Source organism: Rhizobium sp. 01T437, from assembly GCF_056398505.1.
Window position 1 is genome coordinate 146,428 of sequence record NZ_JBFTPM010000008.1, and the last position, 13,484, is coordinate 159,911.

The following is a 13,484-nucleotide window of genomic DNA, read 5'->3' on the forward strand; positions in this document are numbered from 1 at the left end:
GACGAAATTTCGGCCAAAATACCGGTTTTGGCGTCGCTTACAACTGAATTGTGGCAAATGCCGGAGATGCTTCAGTCCTTTTTCCAGTCCTTGAGCGCGGCGAATGCAGAGGGCTTCCGGTCATTTTCCCCCGTATCCTCGATATGGGCCGCAAACTCCACGCCTTCCTTGCGCGGATAAGGATCGATGGCAAGTGCTGCGAATTCTGCGACAACCTCACCGGCATCGATCGTATCGCCGGTAAAGATTTCCGGCAGGTCCGGACCATCGGGATCCAGCACCATTTCACCGGTATCATTAGCCGGATGGCGGGCGAGCTTGGAATTTTCAGGCACGAAGATCTGCTCGAAAGTCTCATCGATCGCGGATTCGACGGGCTCGAGGGTGACGATGCAGGACTGGACGATCTTGGCCTGCACGCGTCCCTTGACGCGGATACCGTCGCGCTTCCACCTGTTGATCTGCAGATCGGCATGGAGATTGTCCACCGACACGACGTTCCAGCTTTCGGCCAGCGCCTTCAGCTCATCCTTGTCGGCGCTCACGCGGACCTCGACCGGATTGGCAGAGATGTGTCCGACCTTGACCGGATAGGAAAAGGGAATCTCGCTCGGATCTTTCTTCATGATTTTACTCCTCAGGCGACCTCAGGAATCGTCGCCGAACCGGTGGCGATCGCCTCTTCGGGAATGGCCGACAAGTGGGCTTCCGCCGCCATCATCCATTGCGCGAGGCCGCTCATATCAGTGGCCTCGGCTGTTTCGGGATAGATATTGCGCTGAAGTGCTGCGGAAAGACTAGCGGCATCGCCGGCATCCATAGCCTTCGAATAGGCTTCCAGCCGGCCATAGAACATGCCCGCGAGCTTCTTCATGCGCTTCGGCACGCTGTTGTCGCCGATGCCGAGTTCGCGAATCGAATAGTCGATATCCTGAAAGAAGGCATCGACGATTTCCTGGGCGATCTCCTGGCCGCTCGTCCCGGAGGTGCGGGTGCGGCGGAAAAACAGGATCATGGCGATCGACAGCATCTCGAAGCGGCCCATGACGGTATCGGGTACGTCAAGGCGCTCATAGAGCTCCGGCATGCGGGCGGCAGCCGTAAGAGCTGCGTATTGCCGCTCGACGATGGTCTGGTTGCTGTTTCTCTTACCGAAGAGCCCGAAGATCATTTGTTTTTTCCGGAAATGCCGCATTCTTGGCGCCGAGCGGCACCGGGCCTTGTTGCATGATTTCGAAAGCTGGTTTACCGAAGCAGGCGCGAATTGCAATGCCGTTCGTGGCCGGTTTCGGGACAGGTGCGCTCCGGTGCACAACGAGGCAGATCGGGAGAGTTCGACCCCGGAATGGCCACAATGGTTTTGCAGGAGGAAGCACGCAGTGTTTGGAATGGCTGCTATCGATACTCAAGGGAGTAGATGTCGTTGAAGAAACGGTATTTCAAGTCAGACATGAAATTCTTCAGCAATGCGGCCATTGCCATCATAATCGCCTCCGCCACCACCCTCTCAGGATGCCAGACGAGTACCGTGCTGAATGGCGGTTACATCGTCGACGAGCAGTCGCTGGCACTGGTGCCTGAGGGTTCCAGCCGCGAGCAGGTGCTGTTGTCGCTCGGCACACCGTCCACGACAGCAACATTCGACGGCGAAGTCTTCTATTACATCTCGCAGCGCCGTCAGCGCTCGATGGCCTACCAGAAGCTGCGCGTCACCGACCAGAGCATTCTCGCCATCTATTTCGACAAGGACGGCGTCGTGACCCGCCGCGCCAACTACACCCTGCAAGACGGCAAGGTATTCGACACGATTGCCCGCGTTACCCCGACGGGCGGGCGCGAACTCACCTTCCTGCAGCAGATGCTGTCCGGCGGCAGCGCGGCCAATGCAGCCAAGAGCCTCTTCGGTGGCGGTGCCGGCGGTACGCCGCAGAACCCGTCCAGCCTGCGCTAAAGCAAGCTGTCTTCCATACGAAAACCCGCCGGAGCGATCCGGCGGGTTTCTTGTTTTGTTGGCTTACGCGTCTTAATGCGCAAGAATCGCCAGCAGCAGCAACGCCACGATGTTGGTGATCTTGATCGCCGGGTTGACGGCGGGACCGGCCGTATCCTTGTAGGGATCGCCGACGGTATCACCCGTCACCGATGCCTTGTGAGCATCCGAGCCCTTCATATGGCGAACGCCGTCCTTGTCGACGAAGCCGTCTTCGAAGCTCTTCTTGGCATTGTCCCACGCGCCGCCGCCCGAGGTCATCGAGATCGCGACGAAGAGCCCGTTGATGATGACGCCGAGCAGCGATGCGCCAAGTGCTGCAAAGGCCGATGCCTTGGAGCCGGAGATGATGAGCACGCCGAAATAGACGACGACGGGCGCCAGCACCGGCAGCAGCGACGGGATGATCATTTCGCGGATCGCGGCCTTGGTCAGAAGATCAACGGCCTTGCCGTAATCCGGCTTTTCCGTACCCTGCATGATGCCGGGCTTTTCCTTGAATTGCCGGCGCACTTCTTCGACGATCGCACCAGCCGCACGACCGACGGCAGTCATTGCGATCCCGCCGAAGAGGTAGGGAATGAGACCTCCGAAGATCAATCCCGCCACCACATAGGGGTTGGAAAGATCGAAGGAAATTTCGCCGATGCCGGCAAAATAAGGAAACTTGTCGCCATTCGCCGCAAAATATTTGAGGTCATAGGAATAGGCCGCGAAGAGAACCAACGCACCGAGACCAGCAGAACCGATGGCGTAGCCCTTGGTAACAGCCTTTGTCGTGTTTCCGACGGCATCGAGCGCATCAGTGGACTTGCGTACCTCTGGTGGTAGATGGGCCATTTCGGCGATGCCGCCGGCATTGTCCGTTACCGGTCCGAAAGCGTCGAGTGCCACGATCATGCCGGCGATGCCAAGCATGGCTGTGACCGCAATACCGGTACCGAACAGACCGCCGAGCTGATAGGTGGCAAGAATGCCGCCGACAATGACGATTGCCGGAAGTGCCGTCGATTCCAGGGATACCGCAAGGCCCTGGATGACGTTGGTGCCGTGGCCGGTGACCGATGCCTGGGCGATCGAGACGACCGGGCGCTTGCCGGTGCCGGTATAATATTCGGTGATGACGACGATCAGCGCTGTGACGACGAGGCCAACGAGACCGCAGAAGAAGAGCTTCGTGCCGGTGACGTCGAAACCAGCGACCTGCCCGAGCGAACCCCAACCGACCGTCATCGAGGTCGCGGCACCAAGACCAATGATGGACAGAAGGCCCGTCACGATGAGGCCCTTGTAGAGGGCGCCCATGATCGAACCATTCGAGCCGAGCTTGACGAAGAAGGTGCCGATGATCGAGGTGATGATGCAGGCGCCGCAGATTGCCAGCGGATAGATCATAGCCGACTGTAGGATAGGTGCGCCGGCAAAGAAGATTGACGCAAGAACCATCGTGGCGACGACGGACACTGCGTAGGTCTCGAAAAGGTCGGCCGCCATGCCGGCGCAATCGCCGACGTTATCACCGACGTTGTCGGCAATGGTTGCGGGGTTGCGCGGATCGTCTTCCGGAATACCGGCTTCGACCTTGCCGACGAGATCGCCGCCGACGTCGGCACCCTTCGTAAAGATGCCGCCGCCGAGACGGGCGAAGATCGAAATCAGCGATGCGCCGAAGCCGAGCGACACGAGAGCATCGATGACTTCACGCGAGCCGGCCTCATGGCCGAGCACGATCGTCAGCATATAATAATAGACGGAGACGCCGAGCAGCGCGAGGCCGGCAACCAGAAGACCGGTGATCGCGCCCGATTTGAAGGCGATGTCCAGACCCGCCGAGAGGCTGGCTGATGCGGCCTGGGCGGTGCGCACATTGGCGCGGACGGAAACATGCATGCCGATGAAGCCAGCAGCACCCGAGAGGACGGCGCCGATCAGGAATCCGATCGCTGCCGTGGCGGAAAGGAGCAGCCATGCTGCGATGAAAACAACAATGCCTACGATGGCAATGGTTCTATACTGACGCGTCAGATAGGCCTGGGCGCCCTCGCGGATATAGCCCGCGATCTCCTGCATGCGGCTGTTGCCCTGGTCGGCAGCAAGCACCGACCGGGTTGCCCAGATGGCATAGACCACCGAGAGCAGGCCACATGCGATTACCAATAAAAGAATGGTCATTCGCTCTTTCCTCCCATAAGCCGGAACTCACTCCTTCTCCGGCGACGAATGCTGCTGAATCGACTCCTCTCCATAGAAACGCTCAGCTGGCGAGCGGAGATTGCGTGGTCGATAACGTCGCGTCAAGACTGCAAAACTTCAAAAGCCTTGCAGTTCCGAAGAAAGAAAGGGAGGGATCGTTTGGCGGCTAAGTGCCTATTTCTTCTGGTCGCCGCGCACCTGCTTGGCGATGCGGTCCAGAACGGCATTGACGAGCTTGGGCTCATCGTCGTCGAAGAAGGCACGAGCGATCTCGACATATTCGGTCACGATGACGGCGACCGGCACATCCTTGCGGTCGACGAGTTCGAAAACGCCGGCGCGAAGGATGGCGCGGACAGTGCTGTCCAGGCGCGATAGCGCCCAGTCGTCCTGCAGGGCAGAGGCAATCAGCGGGTCGAGGCGGAGCTGGTCGCGCACGACGCCTGAGACGATCGAGCGGAACCAGCCGGCATCGGCCTTGAGATAGGTTTCCCCATCAAGTTCCTGGCCAAGGCGATGCGCCTCGTATTCCGCCACGATTTCCAGAACGCCGGTGCCGCCGATATCCATCTGATAAAGCGCCTGCACAGCCGCGAGGCGTGCAGCGCCCCGCTGGTTGGCAGCCTTGACCGGTCGTTCGGTATTTTCGTCAGTCATTCTTTATGCACCCAACTTCTTCTTCAGCTCGATCATGGTGAGAGCTGCACGGGCGGCGAAACCGCCCTTGTCCTTTTCCGAGCGGCGCGCGCGCACCCAGGCCTGTTCATCGTTCTCGACGGTCAGGATGCCGTTGCCGATGGCAAGGGACTCGCTGACGGCGAGATCCATAAGCGCGCGCGAGGACTCGTTCGACACGATATCGAAATGATAGGTCTCGCCGCGGATGACCATGCCGAGTGCGACGAAACCGTCATACTGCGTGCCATCATTATCCGCGCCATCGAGCGCCATGGCAATCGTCGCCGGAATTTCCAGCGCGCCGGGCACAGTGACGACGTCAAAGGTGGCGCCCGCTTCTTCCAGCGCGAAGGTCGCGCCTTCCAGAAGAGCATCGGCCATGTCGTCATAGAAGCGTGCTTCGACGATCAAAATATGGGGAGCGGTCTCTTTCGGCATGGTTCACCTTCGGTTGGAGGGGCATTTTCCACTCGGGCAGGCCGCGGTCAAAACACGCCTTCGAACGAATGGCAAGCAAATTCGGGCGGCGCTCTGAAGGAAAGACAAAATATCTGCAATGGGATAGCTCAGGCGCGCTTCGTCGGCCGCAACGACGCAAAAAACGTGTTTAGCCGGGTGATGCAATAACGGCAAATCCAAGGCGGATTTCGTGAACAATTTGTAATTTATTTTCAGTGACTTAGTCTATTGAATCGACGATGCTGCAGCGCCAAATCTCTGTCGTAACACCGACGATCCCCTGCAACGACAGCCGACCGTCACACCTGACGAAAGGATACTATCATGAACCGCGTTGCTAAAATCGCTATTGCCGCCGCTTTCTCCTCCCTTGCATTTGCCGGCGTCAGCCGGGCTGAAAGCCTCGGCATGAATACCGCCCAGGGTATCGAACAGACGCTCCGCACCTTCCAGGGCAACGACTTCGACATCCAGCCGGTCTATAACTGGCACAACCTCGACGACGAGGACACCGGGCCGCGCTCCGCCCCCCAGCGCTCCCAAAGCGCTGTCCACGCCATTCAGGCTTCCATTGATGCCAACAGGTCGCTGGCACACCAGCTCAACAATGATGGCGTCAATATCCGCAATGTCGTGAACGCCGAACAGGCAGCCGACGGCAGCATTACGTTCTACGTTCGCTGAGGCTGCCAACTTGGCAGGCGAGTATGGGCGGTTGATCTCCTCACCGTCCATTCCGCCTTCTATCGAAATCGCTGTTGCATTTTCCGCCGGATTGGATTGTCTTCTCGCCAAAGCGGAGGACCCCATGGCGACGAACGCAAAACCGGTCATCAACACGGCCGATCTCTCCCTCGAACACTGGACGAGGGGAAAGCTCTTCGAAAGCCGCGACACGTCTTTCGGAAAAGATCTGGGGCTCGCCAATCTCGGCATCAGCTACAGCGAAGTGCCGCCCGGTAAATCCGGCTGCCCTTTTCACAATCATCACGTCGAAGACGAGCTCTTCTACATCATCGAGGGTACGGGCGAATATCGCTTCGGCGACCAGCGCTATCCGATCAAGAAGGGCGATGTGCTGGGCGCGCCGTCGGGCGGGCCGGAAACGGCCCATCAGATCATCAATACCGGATCAACGACGCTTATCTATCTGGGCCTATCGACCAAGGCGAAGACCGAGATCTGCGAATATCCCGATTCCGGCAAGTTCCTTGCCAAGACCAACCGCGATGGCAGCTCCTTCGATCATATTGGTCGAGGAGAGAATGCGCTCGATTACTGGGATGGCGAACCGGGGCTCTGATATCGGCTCCATCATCGCAACTCCATTTCAGAGCAGCATCTCATGACTGATATTCCAACACTGGAAACCGGACGGCTCATTCTGCGTGCGCATCAACGCGACGATTTCGAGGCGCATTTCGAACTGTGGCGCGACGAGCATGTCGTGCGCTTTATCACCGGCGTGCCCTCCACCCGTGAGCAGAGTTGGGCACGGCTGCTGCGTATCGCCGGCATGTGGCATCACATGGGCTTCGGTTTCTTCGCGATCGATGAAAAGAAAAGCGGCCGCTTCATCGGCGAAGCGGGTTTCCTCGAAGCCAAGCGTGATATGCAGCCCTCGATCGAAGGCACAATGGAATTGGGCTGGGCGCTGATGCCATCTGCGCATGGCAAAGGCTATGCCACCGAGGCGCTGCAGGCGATCATCGGCTGGGGCGAGGCACAGTTTCCGGGACGGCCGATGACCTGCATCATCAGTCCGGACAATATGCCGTCGCTCAGGGTCGCCGAAAAGCTCGGTTTCCGCGAAACCGCGCGGACGGACTATAACGGCCCGATCATTCAGCTTTCGCGCTAGGAAATTCAGCAAGGCGGGCGGCATAACGCGCCATCGTGTCGACCTCGAAATTGACGAAGTCGCCGGCCTTGCGCTCGCCCCAGGTCGTGACCTCGAGCGTATGGCGGATCAGCAGCACGTCGAAATCCGTGCCATCGACGGCATTGACTGTGAGCGACGTCCCGTCGAGTGCGATCGAACCCTTGGGCGCTACGAATTTCGCGAGATGGGCCGGCGCACGCAGACGATAGCGCGTGGCATCGCCTTCTTCCGTCACCGACAGGATCTCGGCCTTGCCGTCGACATGGCCGGAGACGATGTGACCGCCGAGTTCATCGCCGATCTTCAGCGAGCGCTCGAGATTGACATGGCTGCCCGCCTGCCAGGTGGAAACGGTGGTGAGCCGCAGCGCCTCTTCCCATGCCTCGACCTCGAACCAGCGGCCGTTGCTGCCGTCCTGCGGCAGGCCGGTCACGGTGAGGCAGATACCGGAATGAGAGATGGAAGCGCCCATATCGATGGTCGCCGGATCGTAATTCGTCGCGACGCGAAGCTTGATGCCTTCCTTCAGCGGCGAAACGGATTCGATCGTGCCGACATCAGTGACAATTCCGGTGAACATCAATTCTCTCTTTCGTATTCGTCCAGGCGATCCGCGCCGAATATGTAAGTGCCCCTGTGGGCGAAACCGGATGGTATGTCGGTTGCCTGCAGCGGGGATTCAATACCGCCGTCGCCGATGACGACAGGCGCCTGATAAAGCTGGATGCGATCCACGAGACCAGCTTGAAGGAAAAGCTTCGCGGTCTTTGCGCCGCCTTCGACCAGGAGCGAGGAGATGCCGCGTGTGGCAAGCGCCGGCAGCAGGACTTCGGGGTGATAGGGATTGCAGTAGAGGATCTCGACGCCGGCGGCTTCGAGTGCGGCGCGGCGGGAGCCCGTCTCGGCAGGATCGGCGGGTGCATCCCGCTTCATATCGCCTGCTGCGGAAACGTCTGGTTGCGACGCGGGCGGCAGGCCCTCGGCATCTGCCGACAAGGGCCAGACCTCCTCACTCGCCACAACGATGACCGGCACCTCCCGCGCCGTCTCGACAAGCTTGCTCGTGAGCGGCAGGGCCAGAACGGGGTCGAGCACGATACGAATGGGTGATTGGGCCTCAAGGCCCGGTGTCCGCACCGTCAGCAGCGGATCATCGGCGATAGCCGTGCCGATACCGACAAGAATGGCATCGGTTTCGGCCCGCAGCGCCTGCACCTGGGCACGCGCCTCCGGACCTGTGATCGCCACCTGCCCTACCCCCTCGCGGCCGATCATGCCATCGGCGGAAACCGCAAGCTTGAGAGTCACATAGGGGCGGTTCTTCGTCTGGCGGGTGAGATAGCCTGACAGCGATTGCCTGCCCTCTTCCTCCAATACGCCCGAGGTCACCTCGATGCCGGCATCGCGCAGCATGGAAATGCCGCGCCCGGAAACTCTGACATCGGGATCGGTGACGCTGATGACGACGCGACCGACGCCATAAGCGATCAGCGCCTCGGCGCAGGGTGGCGTCTTGCCATGATGCGAGCAGGGTTCGAGCGTGACATAGGCTGTCGCACCGCGGGCAAATTCGCCGGCTTCTGCGAGCGCCTGCGGCTCGGCATGCGGGCGGCCGCCGAGCGCGGTCACGGCACGGCCGACGATCACGCCATCTCGAACGATGACGCAGCCGACGGATGGGTTCGTGGAAGTCTGGCCCGTATGCCAACGCGACAAGCGGATCGCGGCTGCCATGAAGCGTTCGTCCTCAGGCCGCGCGATCCCCTCGCCCATGGTCAGACGTCCAGCGGATCGCGGCCGATCTTGGCGTTGATCTCGGCGATCAGTTTTTCGAAATCCTCGGCATGCGAGAAATCGCGATAGACCGAGGCGTAACGCACGAAGCCGACATCATCGAGGCTCTTCATGGCTTCCAGAACCTGCAGGCCGATCTGCTCGGAGGAGATTTCCGTCTCGCCCGAGCTTTCCAGCCGGCGCACGATGCCGGAGACAGCGCGCTCGATGCGATCGCGATCGACGGGCCGCTTGCGCAATGCCACATCGAAGGACCTGACCAGCTTATCACGGTCGAAGGGAACCTTTCGGCCGGTCTTCTTCGTGACCATCAGCTCGCGCAGTTGCACGCGCTCGAAGGTCGTGAAGCGTCCGCCGCAGTCCGGACAGATGCGGCGCCGGCGGATGGAGGTGTTATCCTCCGCCGGGCGTGAATCCTTGACCTGCGTATCTTCCGAACCGCAATAGGGGCAGCGCATGCCTTCTCCTTAGCCCATGTAATCATACATGGGGAAGCGATCGGTCAGGTTCACCACCTTGCCGCGGACGGCAGCCTCGACGGCGGCATTGCCCTCGTCGGAATTGGCGACCTTCAGGCCATCGAGAACCTCGACGATGAGGTTGCCGATCTCGCGGAATTCCGCTTCCTTGAAACCGCGCGTCGTGCCGGCCGGGGCGCCGAGGCGCACGCCAGAGGTAACGAAGGGCTTTTCCGGGTCGAAGGGAATGCCGTTCTTGTTGCAGGTGATGTAGGCGCGGCCGAGTGCGGCTTCTGCGCGCTTGCCGGTGGCATTCTTCTTGCGCAGGTCGACCAGCATCAGGTGGTTGTCGGTGCCGCCGGAGACGACATCGAGGCCGCCGGCGACAAGCGTTTCGGCCAGCGCCTTGGCGTTCTTGACGACCTGGGCGGCGTATTCCTTGAATTCCGGCTGCAGGGCCTCGCCGAAGGCAACGGCCTTGGCGGCAATGATGTGCATCAACGGGCCGCCCTGGAGACCGGGGAAGACAGCCGAATTGAACTTCTTGGCCAGATCCTCGTCATTCGTCAGGATGACGCCGCCGCGCGGGCCGCGAAGCGACTTGTGGGTCGTGGTGGTCGCAACATGGCAATGCGGGAACGGCGACGGATGCACGCCACCGGCAACGAGACCGGCGATATGAGCCATGTCGACCATCAGGTAGGCGCCGACCGAGTCAGCGATCTCGCGGAAGCGCTTCCAGTCCCAGATGCGCGAATAGGCGGTGCCGCCGGCGATGATGAGCTTCGGCTTGGTTTCCTTGGCCTTGCGCTCCACTTCATCCATGTCGAGCAGGTTGTCGCCTTCGCGAACACCGTAGGACACGACGTTGAACCACTTGCCGGACATGTTGACCGGCGAACCATGCGTCAGGTGACCGCCGGAGTTCAGGTCGAGACCCATGAACGTATCGCCCGGCTGCAGCAGCGCCAGGAAGACGGCCTGGTTCATCTGCGAACCGGAGTTCGGCTGAACGTTGGCGAAGTTGACGCCGAAGAGCTTCTTGGCGCGCTCGATTGCGAGTTCCTCCGCGATATCGACGAACTGGCAGCCACCGTAGTAGCGCTTGCCCGGATAACCCTCGGCATATTTGTTGGTCATGATGGAGCCCTGGGCTTCCAGAACGGCGCGGGAAACGATGTTCTCGGATGCGATCAGTTCGATCTCATGCCGTTGACGACCGAGTTCCTTTTCGATCGCGCCGAAGATTTCCGGATCGACGTCCGCAAGCGAACGATTGAAGAAGGATTCGGTGGAAGCATTGGTCATGGCGGGCTCCTTCACTGGAATGCGGCCAAGGTATTAGCGTCCCGCCGATGCGAGGGCAATACGAAGAACGACATTTGCTGGGCTAAGCGCGCGGGGCAAGCACTTTGCGTGAATTGCGCCTCGCGAGAATCAAAAAAGCCGCGCAGATGGCGCGGCTTTTGAGGATCGTTTGATGTCCAGATTACTGGACCGGCTGCTCCATGCCAGCGGTGGTGTCGAGCGCCAGTTCCGCATTGCCATCCATTTCGTAGATATCGTCGCGGAACTGGACGACACCGTCAGCCATGCCCCAGGCCGAGATGTAGACGAAATAGACAGGTACTTCGGTGGCGAGCTTGATCGGCGTGTTTGTGCCGCTGGCAATCACCTGCTCCATCTGCTGGCGGTTCCAGCCGGGCGTTTCACGCAGCAGCCAGTTCGACAGGTCGCGCACGTTCTGGACGCGCACGCAGCCCGACGATTCGAAGCGCATCAGCTTGTTGAACAGGCCCTGCTGCGGCGTGTCGTGCATGTACTCGCCGTTCTTGTTGTAGAAGTTGATCTTCGTGGACGCCATGGCGTTGATCTTGCCGGGGTCCTGACGGAACATCAGGTTCGGCGCCTCGCCGTTCCAGTCGACGGTCTCGGGGGCGACTTCGTTGCCCTTACCGTCGATCAGGCGGATGGCGTTCTTTTCGAGATAGGTCGGATCCTTGCGCATCAGCGGCACGATGTCCTTCTCGACGATCGAGCGGGGTGCCGTCCAGTAGGGGTTGAGGATGACCTCGTAGACCTTCGAGTTGACGAGATGCGTCGGGCGGCTCAGGCGGCCGACAACCGCGGTATGGCGCGTCGCAACGCTGCCGTCTTCAACGGCTTCCACATAAGCGGCCGGAATGTTGACCATCAGGTGGCGCCGGCCCAGGTCTTCCGGGAAGGTCTGCAGGCGAATGAGGTTGGTGTTCAGCTGCTGCAGGCGCACATCGGCGGGAATGTTCATCGCCTTCAGCGTGAATTCGCCGAGCACACCATCGGCGGGCAAGCCGTGACGGGCCTGGAAGCGCTTGACGGCGCCGTCGACATAGGAATCGAAGGCGTTGGACAGGCCGGCTTCACGCGGCAGATCGCCGGTGATCGCGAGACGCTGGCGCAGTGCCTGGACGGTGGGGGAGCTAACACCGAGCTGCAGGCGCTGATCGCCCGGATTGACCTCAGGCCAGCCGCCGGCGGACGCGATCTGCTGATACTGCATGATCGCCTGCTGCGTGCTCGGCACCGACTGTGGGCTGAGGATCGGAGTATTGGAGAGAACGGCAGTCGCCGTGCGCGAGGCAGCCTTAGCATCGAACTGGTCGTCCCAGTTGCCGCGTTTCGGGGCATTCAGGAGACCATCGAGCGCCGATTGCGCGAATGCGGGCCCGGCAAGCGCGCCGGCACCAACAGTTGCCGCCGACGCCAGGAAGGCGCGGCGCGAGAGAGCTTCAATTCCGTTCTTCTTAGACATTCGTCCCAACCACTCAATGCCACGGTGGAGGAACCCGCGGCTCTTTGCGATATCACTGCGCTCTAACGCAGATCCCTATCCGTTCGTTCTTCCGGCGCACCTGGAAATTCCGCCAGTCCCATCACAAGATTGCGAGGAGCAACTGAATGGCGCCAATGGTCCATCGAGGACGCCGGCTATCGAATATTCCGCTGTCACATCAATATGGCCAATTCGTGTTGCCGGGCCGGAAGACAGACTGCCGGTTGCCGGAGACCGCATGCAACGAACCATATGACGGGTAAACCGTGCCGGTTAATAACGACTAAAAAACGGCTTGAATACCGGGCTTTGCGCTTGGTTGCCATGCGTTGCAAAGATGCCACGCAGAGGTGAGCGGATGCCTTGAGCGTTATCAAGGCGTCCGGCCGTGCGGAAGGCCGGCACGCTTCCGCCTCACCAACAGTAGGTCTGCAACGGCAGAAAAGCGCGTCGCGGAGGGAAACCGCGCGCGCTTCAGGTGCCGATTGGAGATCGGAAATCGCCGGCATTCAAGCGGCGCGCAATCCGCGCCACCTGTACCATCTCGTGCCCCGTTGATGCGGCCAGCGCCGGTCAGGGCATTCTGCTATTCATGCCTGGGGACAGATCGTCGCCATCTTACAGGCGATACAGGATCTGATCGTTCCAGAAGCGATCGAGACGCTGCAGAAGCTTGTTCATCTGCGTAAACTCGTCAGTGCCGATGCCGCCAACCTTGTCGATGGAGGCGATGTGGCGTTCGTAGAGCTTGCCGACGGTTTCAGCGATGTCCTGGCCGGTTTCGGTCAGGCTGATGCGAACCGAGCGGCGGTCGATGCGCGAGCGCTGGTGGTTGATGAAGCCTAGGTCGACCAGCTTCTTGACGTTGTAGGAGACATTCGAGCCGAGATAATAACCGCGGGAGCGCAGCTCGCCGGCGGTCAGTTCGGAGTTGCCGATGTTGAAAAGCAGGAGCGCCTGGATGGCGTTGACGTCGCTACGGCCCTGACGGTCGAACTCGTCCTTGATGACGTCGAGCAGACGACGATGAAGACGTTCAACAAGATGAAGGGATTCCATGTAAAGATCACGGATGCCCTGATCCTGCGCATGGAAAGTCGATGCCGCCTGCGGCTTGAGTTTCGTGTTCATTTGACTGCCTCACTGTTTTGTTTGGCGGTGTCGTTTTCTTCCCGCCTTGAGTGAGACCCTATCGAATACATATAAAATTCGACTTAA

14 protein-coding genes and 1 pseudogene are annotated in these 13,484 nt (G+C 60.2%); 4 read left to right on the plus strand and 11 right to left on the minus strand.

Translation table 11 applies throughout. From position 1 onward, the window contains the following. Positions 1-71 precede the first annotated feature (71 nt). Positions 72-626, minus strand: a complete 555-nt coding sequence (locus AC1DM5_RS18460) for a YceD family protein (protein WP_477820135.1) — start codon at positions 624-626, stop codon at positions 72-74. 11 nt (positions 627-637) lie between these two features. Further along, positions 638-1,229, minus strand: a pseudogene (locus AC1DM5_RS18465) (ubiquinol-cytochrome C chaperone family protein). Between the two features lie 188 nt (positions 1,230-1,417). On the opposite strand from AC1DM5_RS18465, the gene AC1DM5_RS18470 reads away from it, so the two are divergent. After that, complete coding sequence (locus AC1DM5_RS18470; protein WP_477820136.1) at positions 1,418-1,951, plus strand: outer membrane protein assembly factor BamE; 534 nt, start codon at positions 1,418-1,420, stop codon at positions 1,949-1,951. 72 nt (positions 1,952-2,023) lie between these two features. Here the strand turns inward: AC1DM5_RS18470 and AC1DM5_RS18475 are convergent, their stop codons facing one another. From AC1DM5_RS18475 to ribH, 3 genes are all read right to left on the minus strand, one after another. Further along, complete coding sequence (locus AC1DM5_RS18475) at positions 2,024-4,162, minus strand: sodium-translocating pyrophosphatase (protein WP_477975399.1); 2,139 nt, start codon at positions 4,160-4,162, stop codon at positions 2,024-2,026. Between the two features lie 195 nt (positions 4,163-4,357). Further along, entirely contained in the window at positions 4,358-4,840 is a 483-nt protein-coding gene (nusB, locus tag AC1DM5_RS18480; RefSeq protein WP_007819976.1) for a transcription antitermination factor NusB, read from the minus strand. 3 nt (positions 4,841-4,843) lie between these two features. Continuing rightward, a complete protein-coding gene (ribH, locus tag AC1DM5_RS18485; RefSeq protein WP_007819979.1) occupies positions 4,844-5,299 on the minus strand; it encodes a 6,7-dimethyl-8-ribityllumazine synthase in 456 nt (151 codons plus the stop codon). Between the two features lie 345 nt (positions 5,300-5,644). On the opposite strand from ribH, the gene AC1DM5_RS18490 reads away from it, so the two are divergent. From AC1DM5_RS18490 to AC1DM5_RS18500, 3 genes are all read left to right on the plus strand, one after another. Next, positions 5,645-6,004, plus strand: a complete 360-nt coding sequence (locus AC1DM5_RS18490) for a hypothetical protein (RefSeq protein ID WP_477820138.1) — start codon at positions 5,645-5,647, stop codon at positions 6,002-6,004. A gap of 124 nt (positions 6,005-6,128) precedes the next feature. Then, a complete protein-coding gene (locus AC1DM5_RS18495) occupies positions 6,129-6,623 on the plus strand; it encodes a cupin domain-containing protein (RefSeq protein ID WP_477820139.1) in 495 nt (164 codons plus the stop codon). A 42-nt stretch (positions 6,624-6,665) separates the two neighbouring features. Beyond that, positions 6,666-7,181, plus strand: coding sequence for a GNAT family N-acetyltransferase (locus AC1DM5_RS18500; RefSeq protein WP_477820140.1), 516 nt, complete (start codon positions 6,666-6,668; stop codon positions 7,179-7,181). Here AC1DM5_RS18500 and AC1DM5_RS18505 read toward each other — a convergent pair. The 6 genes from AC1DM5_RS18505 to ldtR all read right to left on the minus strand — a co-directional run bounded on the left by AC1DM5_RS18505 (position 7,162) and on the right by ldtR (position 13,397). Then, a complete protein-coding gene (locus AC1DM5_RS18505) occupies positions 7,162-7,782 on the minus strand; it encodes a riboflavin synthase (RefSeq protein ID WP_477820141.1) in 621 nt (206 codons plus the stop codon). The genes AC1DM5_RS18500 and AC1DM5_RS18505 overlap by 20 nt on opposite strands. After that, a complete protein-coding gene (ribD, locus tag AC1DM5_RS18510; RefSeq protein WP_477820142.1) occupies positions 7,782-8,975 on the minus strand; it encodes a bifunctional diaminohydroxyphosphoribosylaminopyrimidine deaminase/5-amino-6-(5-phosphoribosylamino)uracil reductase RibD in 1,194 nt (397 codons plus the stop codon). Before ribD ends, AC1DM5_RS18505 begins: the two co-directional genes overlap by 1 nt. 2 nt (positions 8,976-8,977) lie before the next feature. Continuing rightward, positions 8,978-9,454 carry a transcriptional regulator NrdR gene (nrdR, locus tag AC1DM5_RS18515; RefSeq protein WP_113295294.1) on the minus strand — a complete coding sequence of 159 codons (477 nt, stop codon included), beginning with the start codon at positions 9,452-9,454 and terminating at the stop codon, positions 8,978-8,980. 9 nt (positions 9,455-9,463) lie between these two features. Beyond that, complete coding sequence (gene glyA / locus AC1DM5_RS18520; protein ID WP_113427513.1) at positions 9,464-10,762, minus strand: serine hydroxymethyltransferase; 1,299 nt, start codon at positions 10,760-10,762, stop codon at positions 9,464-9,466. 181 nt (positions 10,763-10,943) lie between these two features. Further along, positions 10,944-12,245, minus strand: a complete 1,302-nt coding sequence (locus AC1DM5_RS18525; RefSeq protein ID WP_477975401.1) for a L,D-transpeptidase family protein — start codon at positions 12,243-12,245, stop codon at positions 10,944-10,946. A gap of 639 nt (positions 12,246-12,884) precedes the next feature. Next, positions 12,885-13,397, minus strand: coding sequence for a transcriptional regulator LdtR (gene ldtR / locus AC1DM5_RS18530; protein ID WP_112566042.1), 513 nt, complete (start codon positions 13,395-13,397; stop codon positions 12,885-12,887). Positions 13,398-13,484 lie beyond the last annotated feature (87 nt).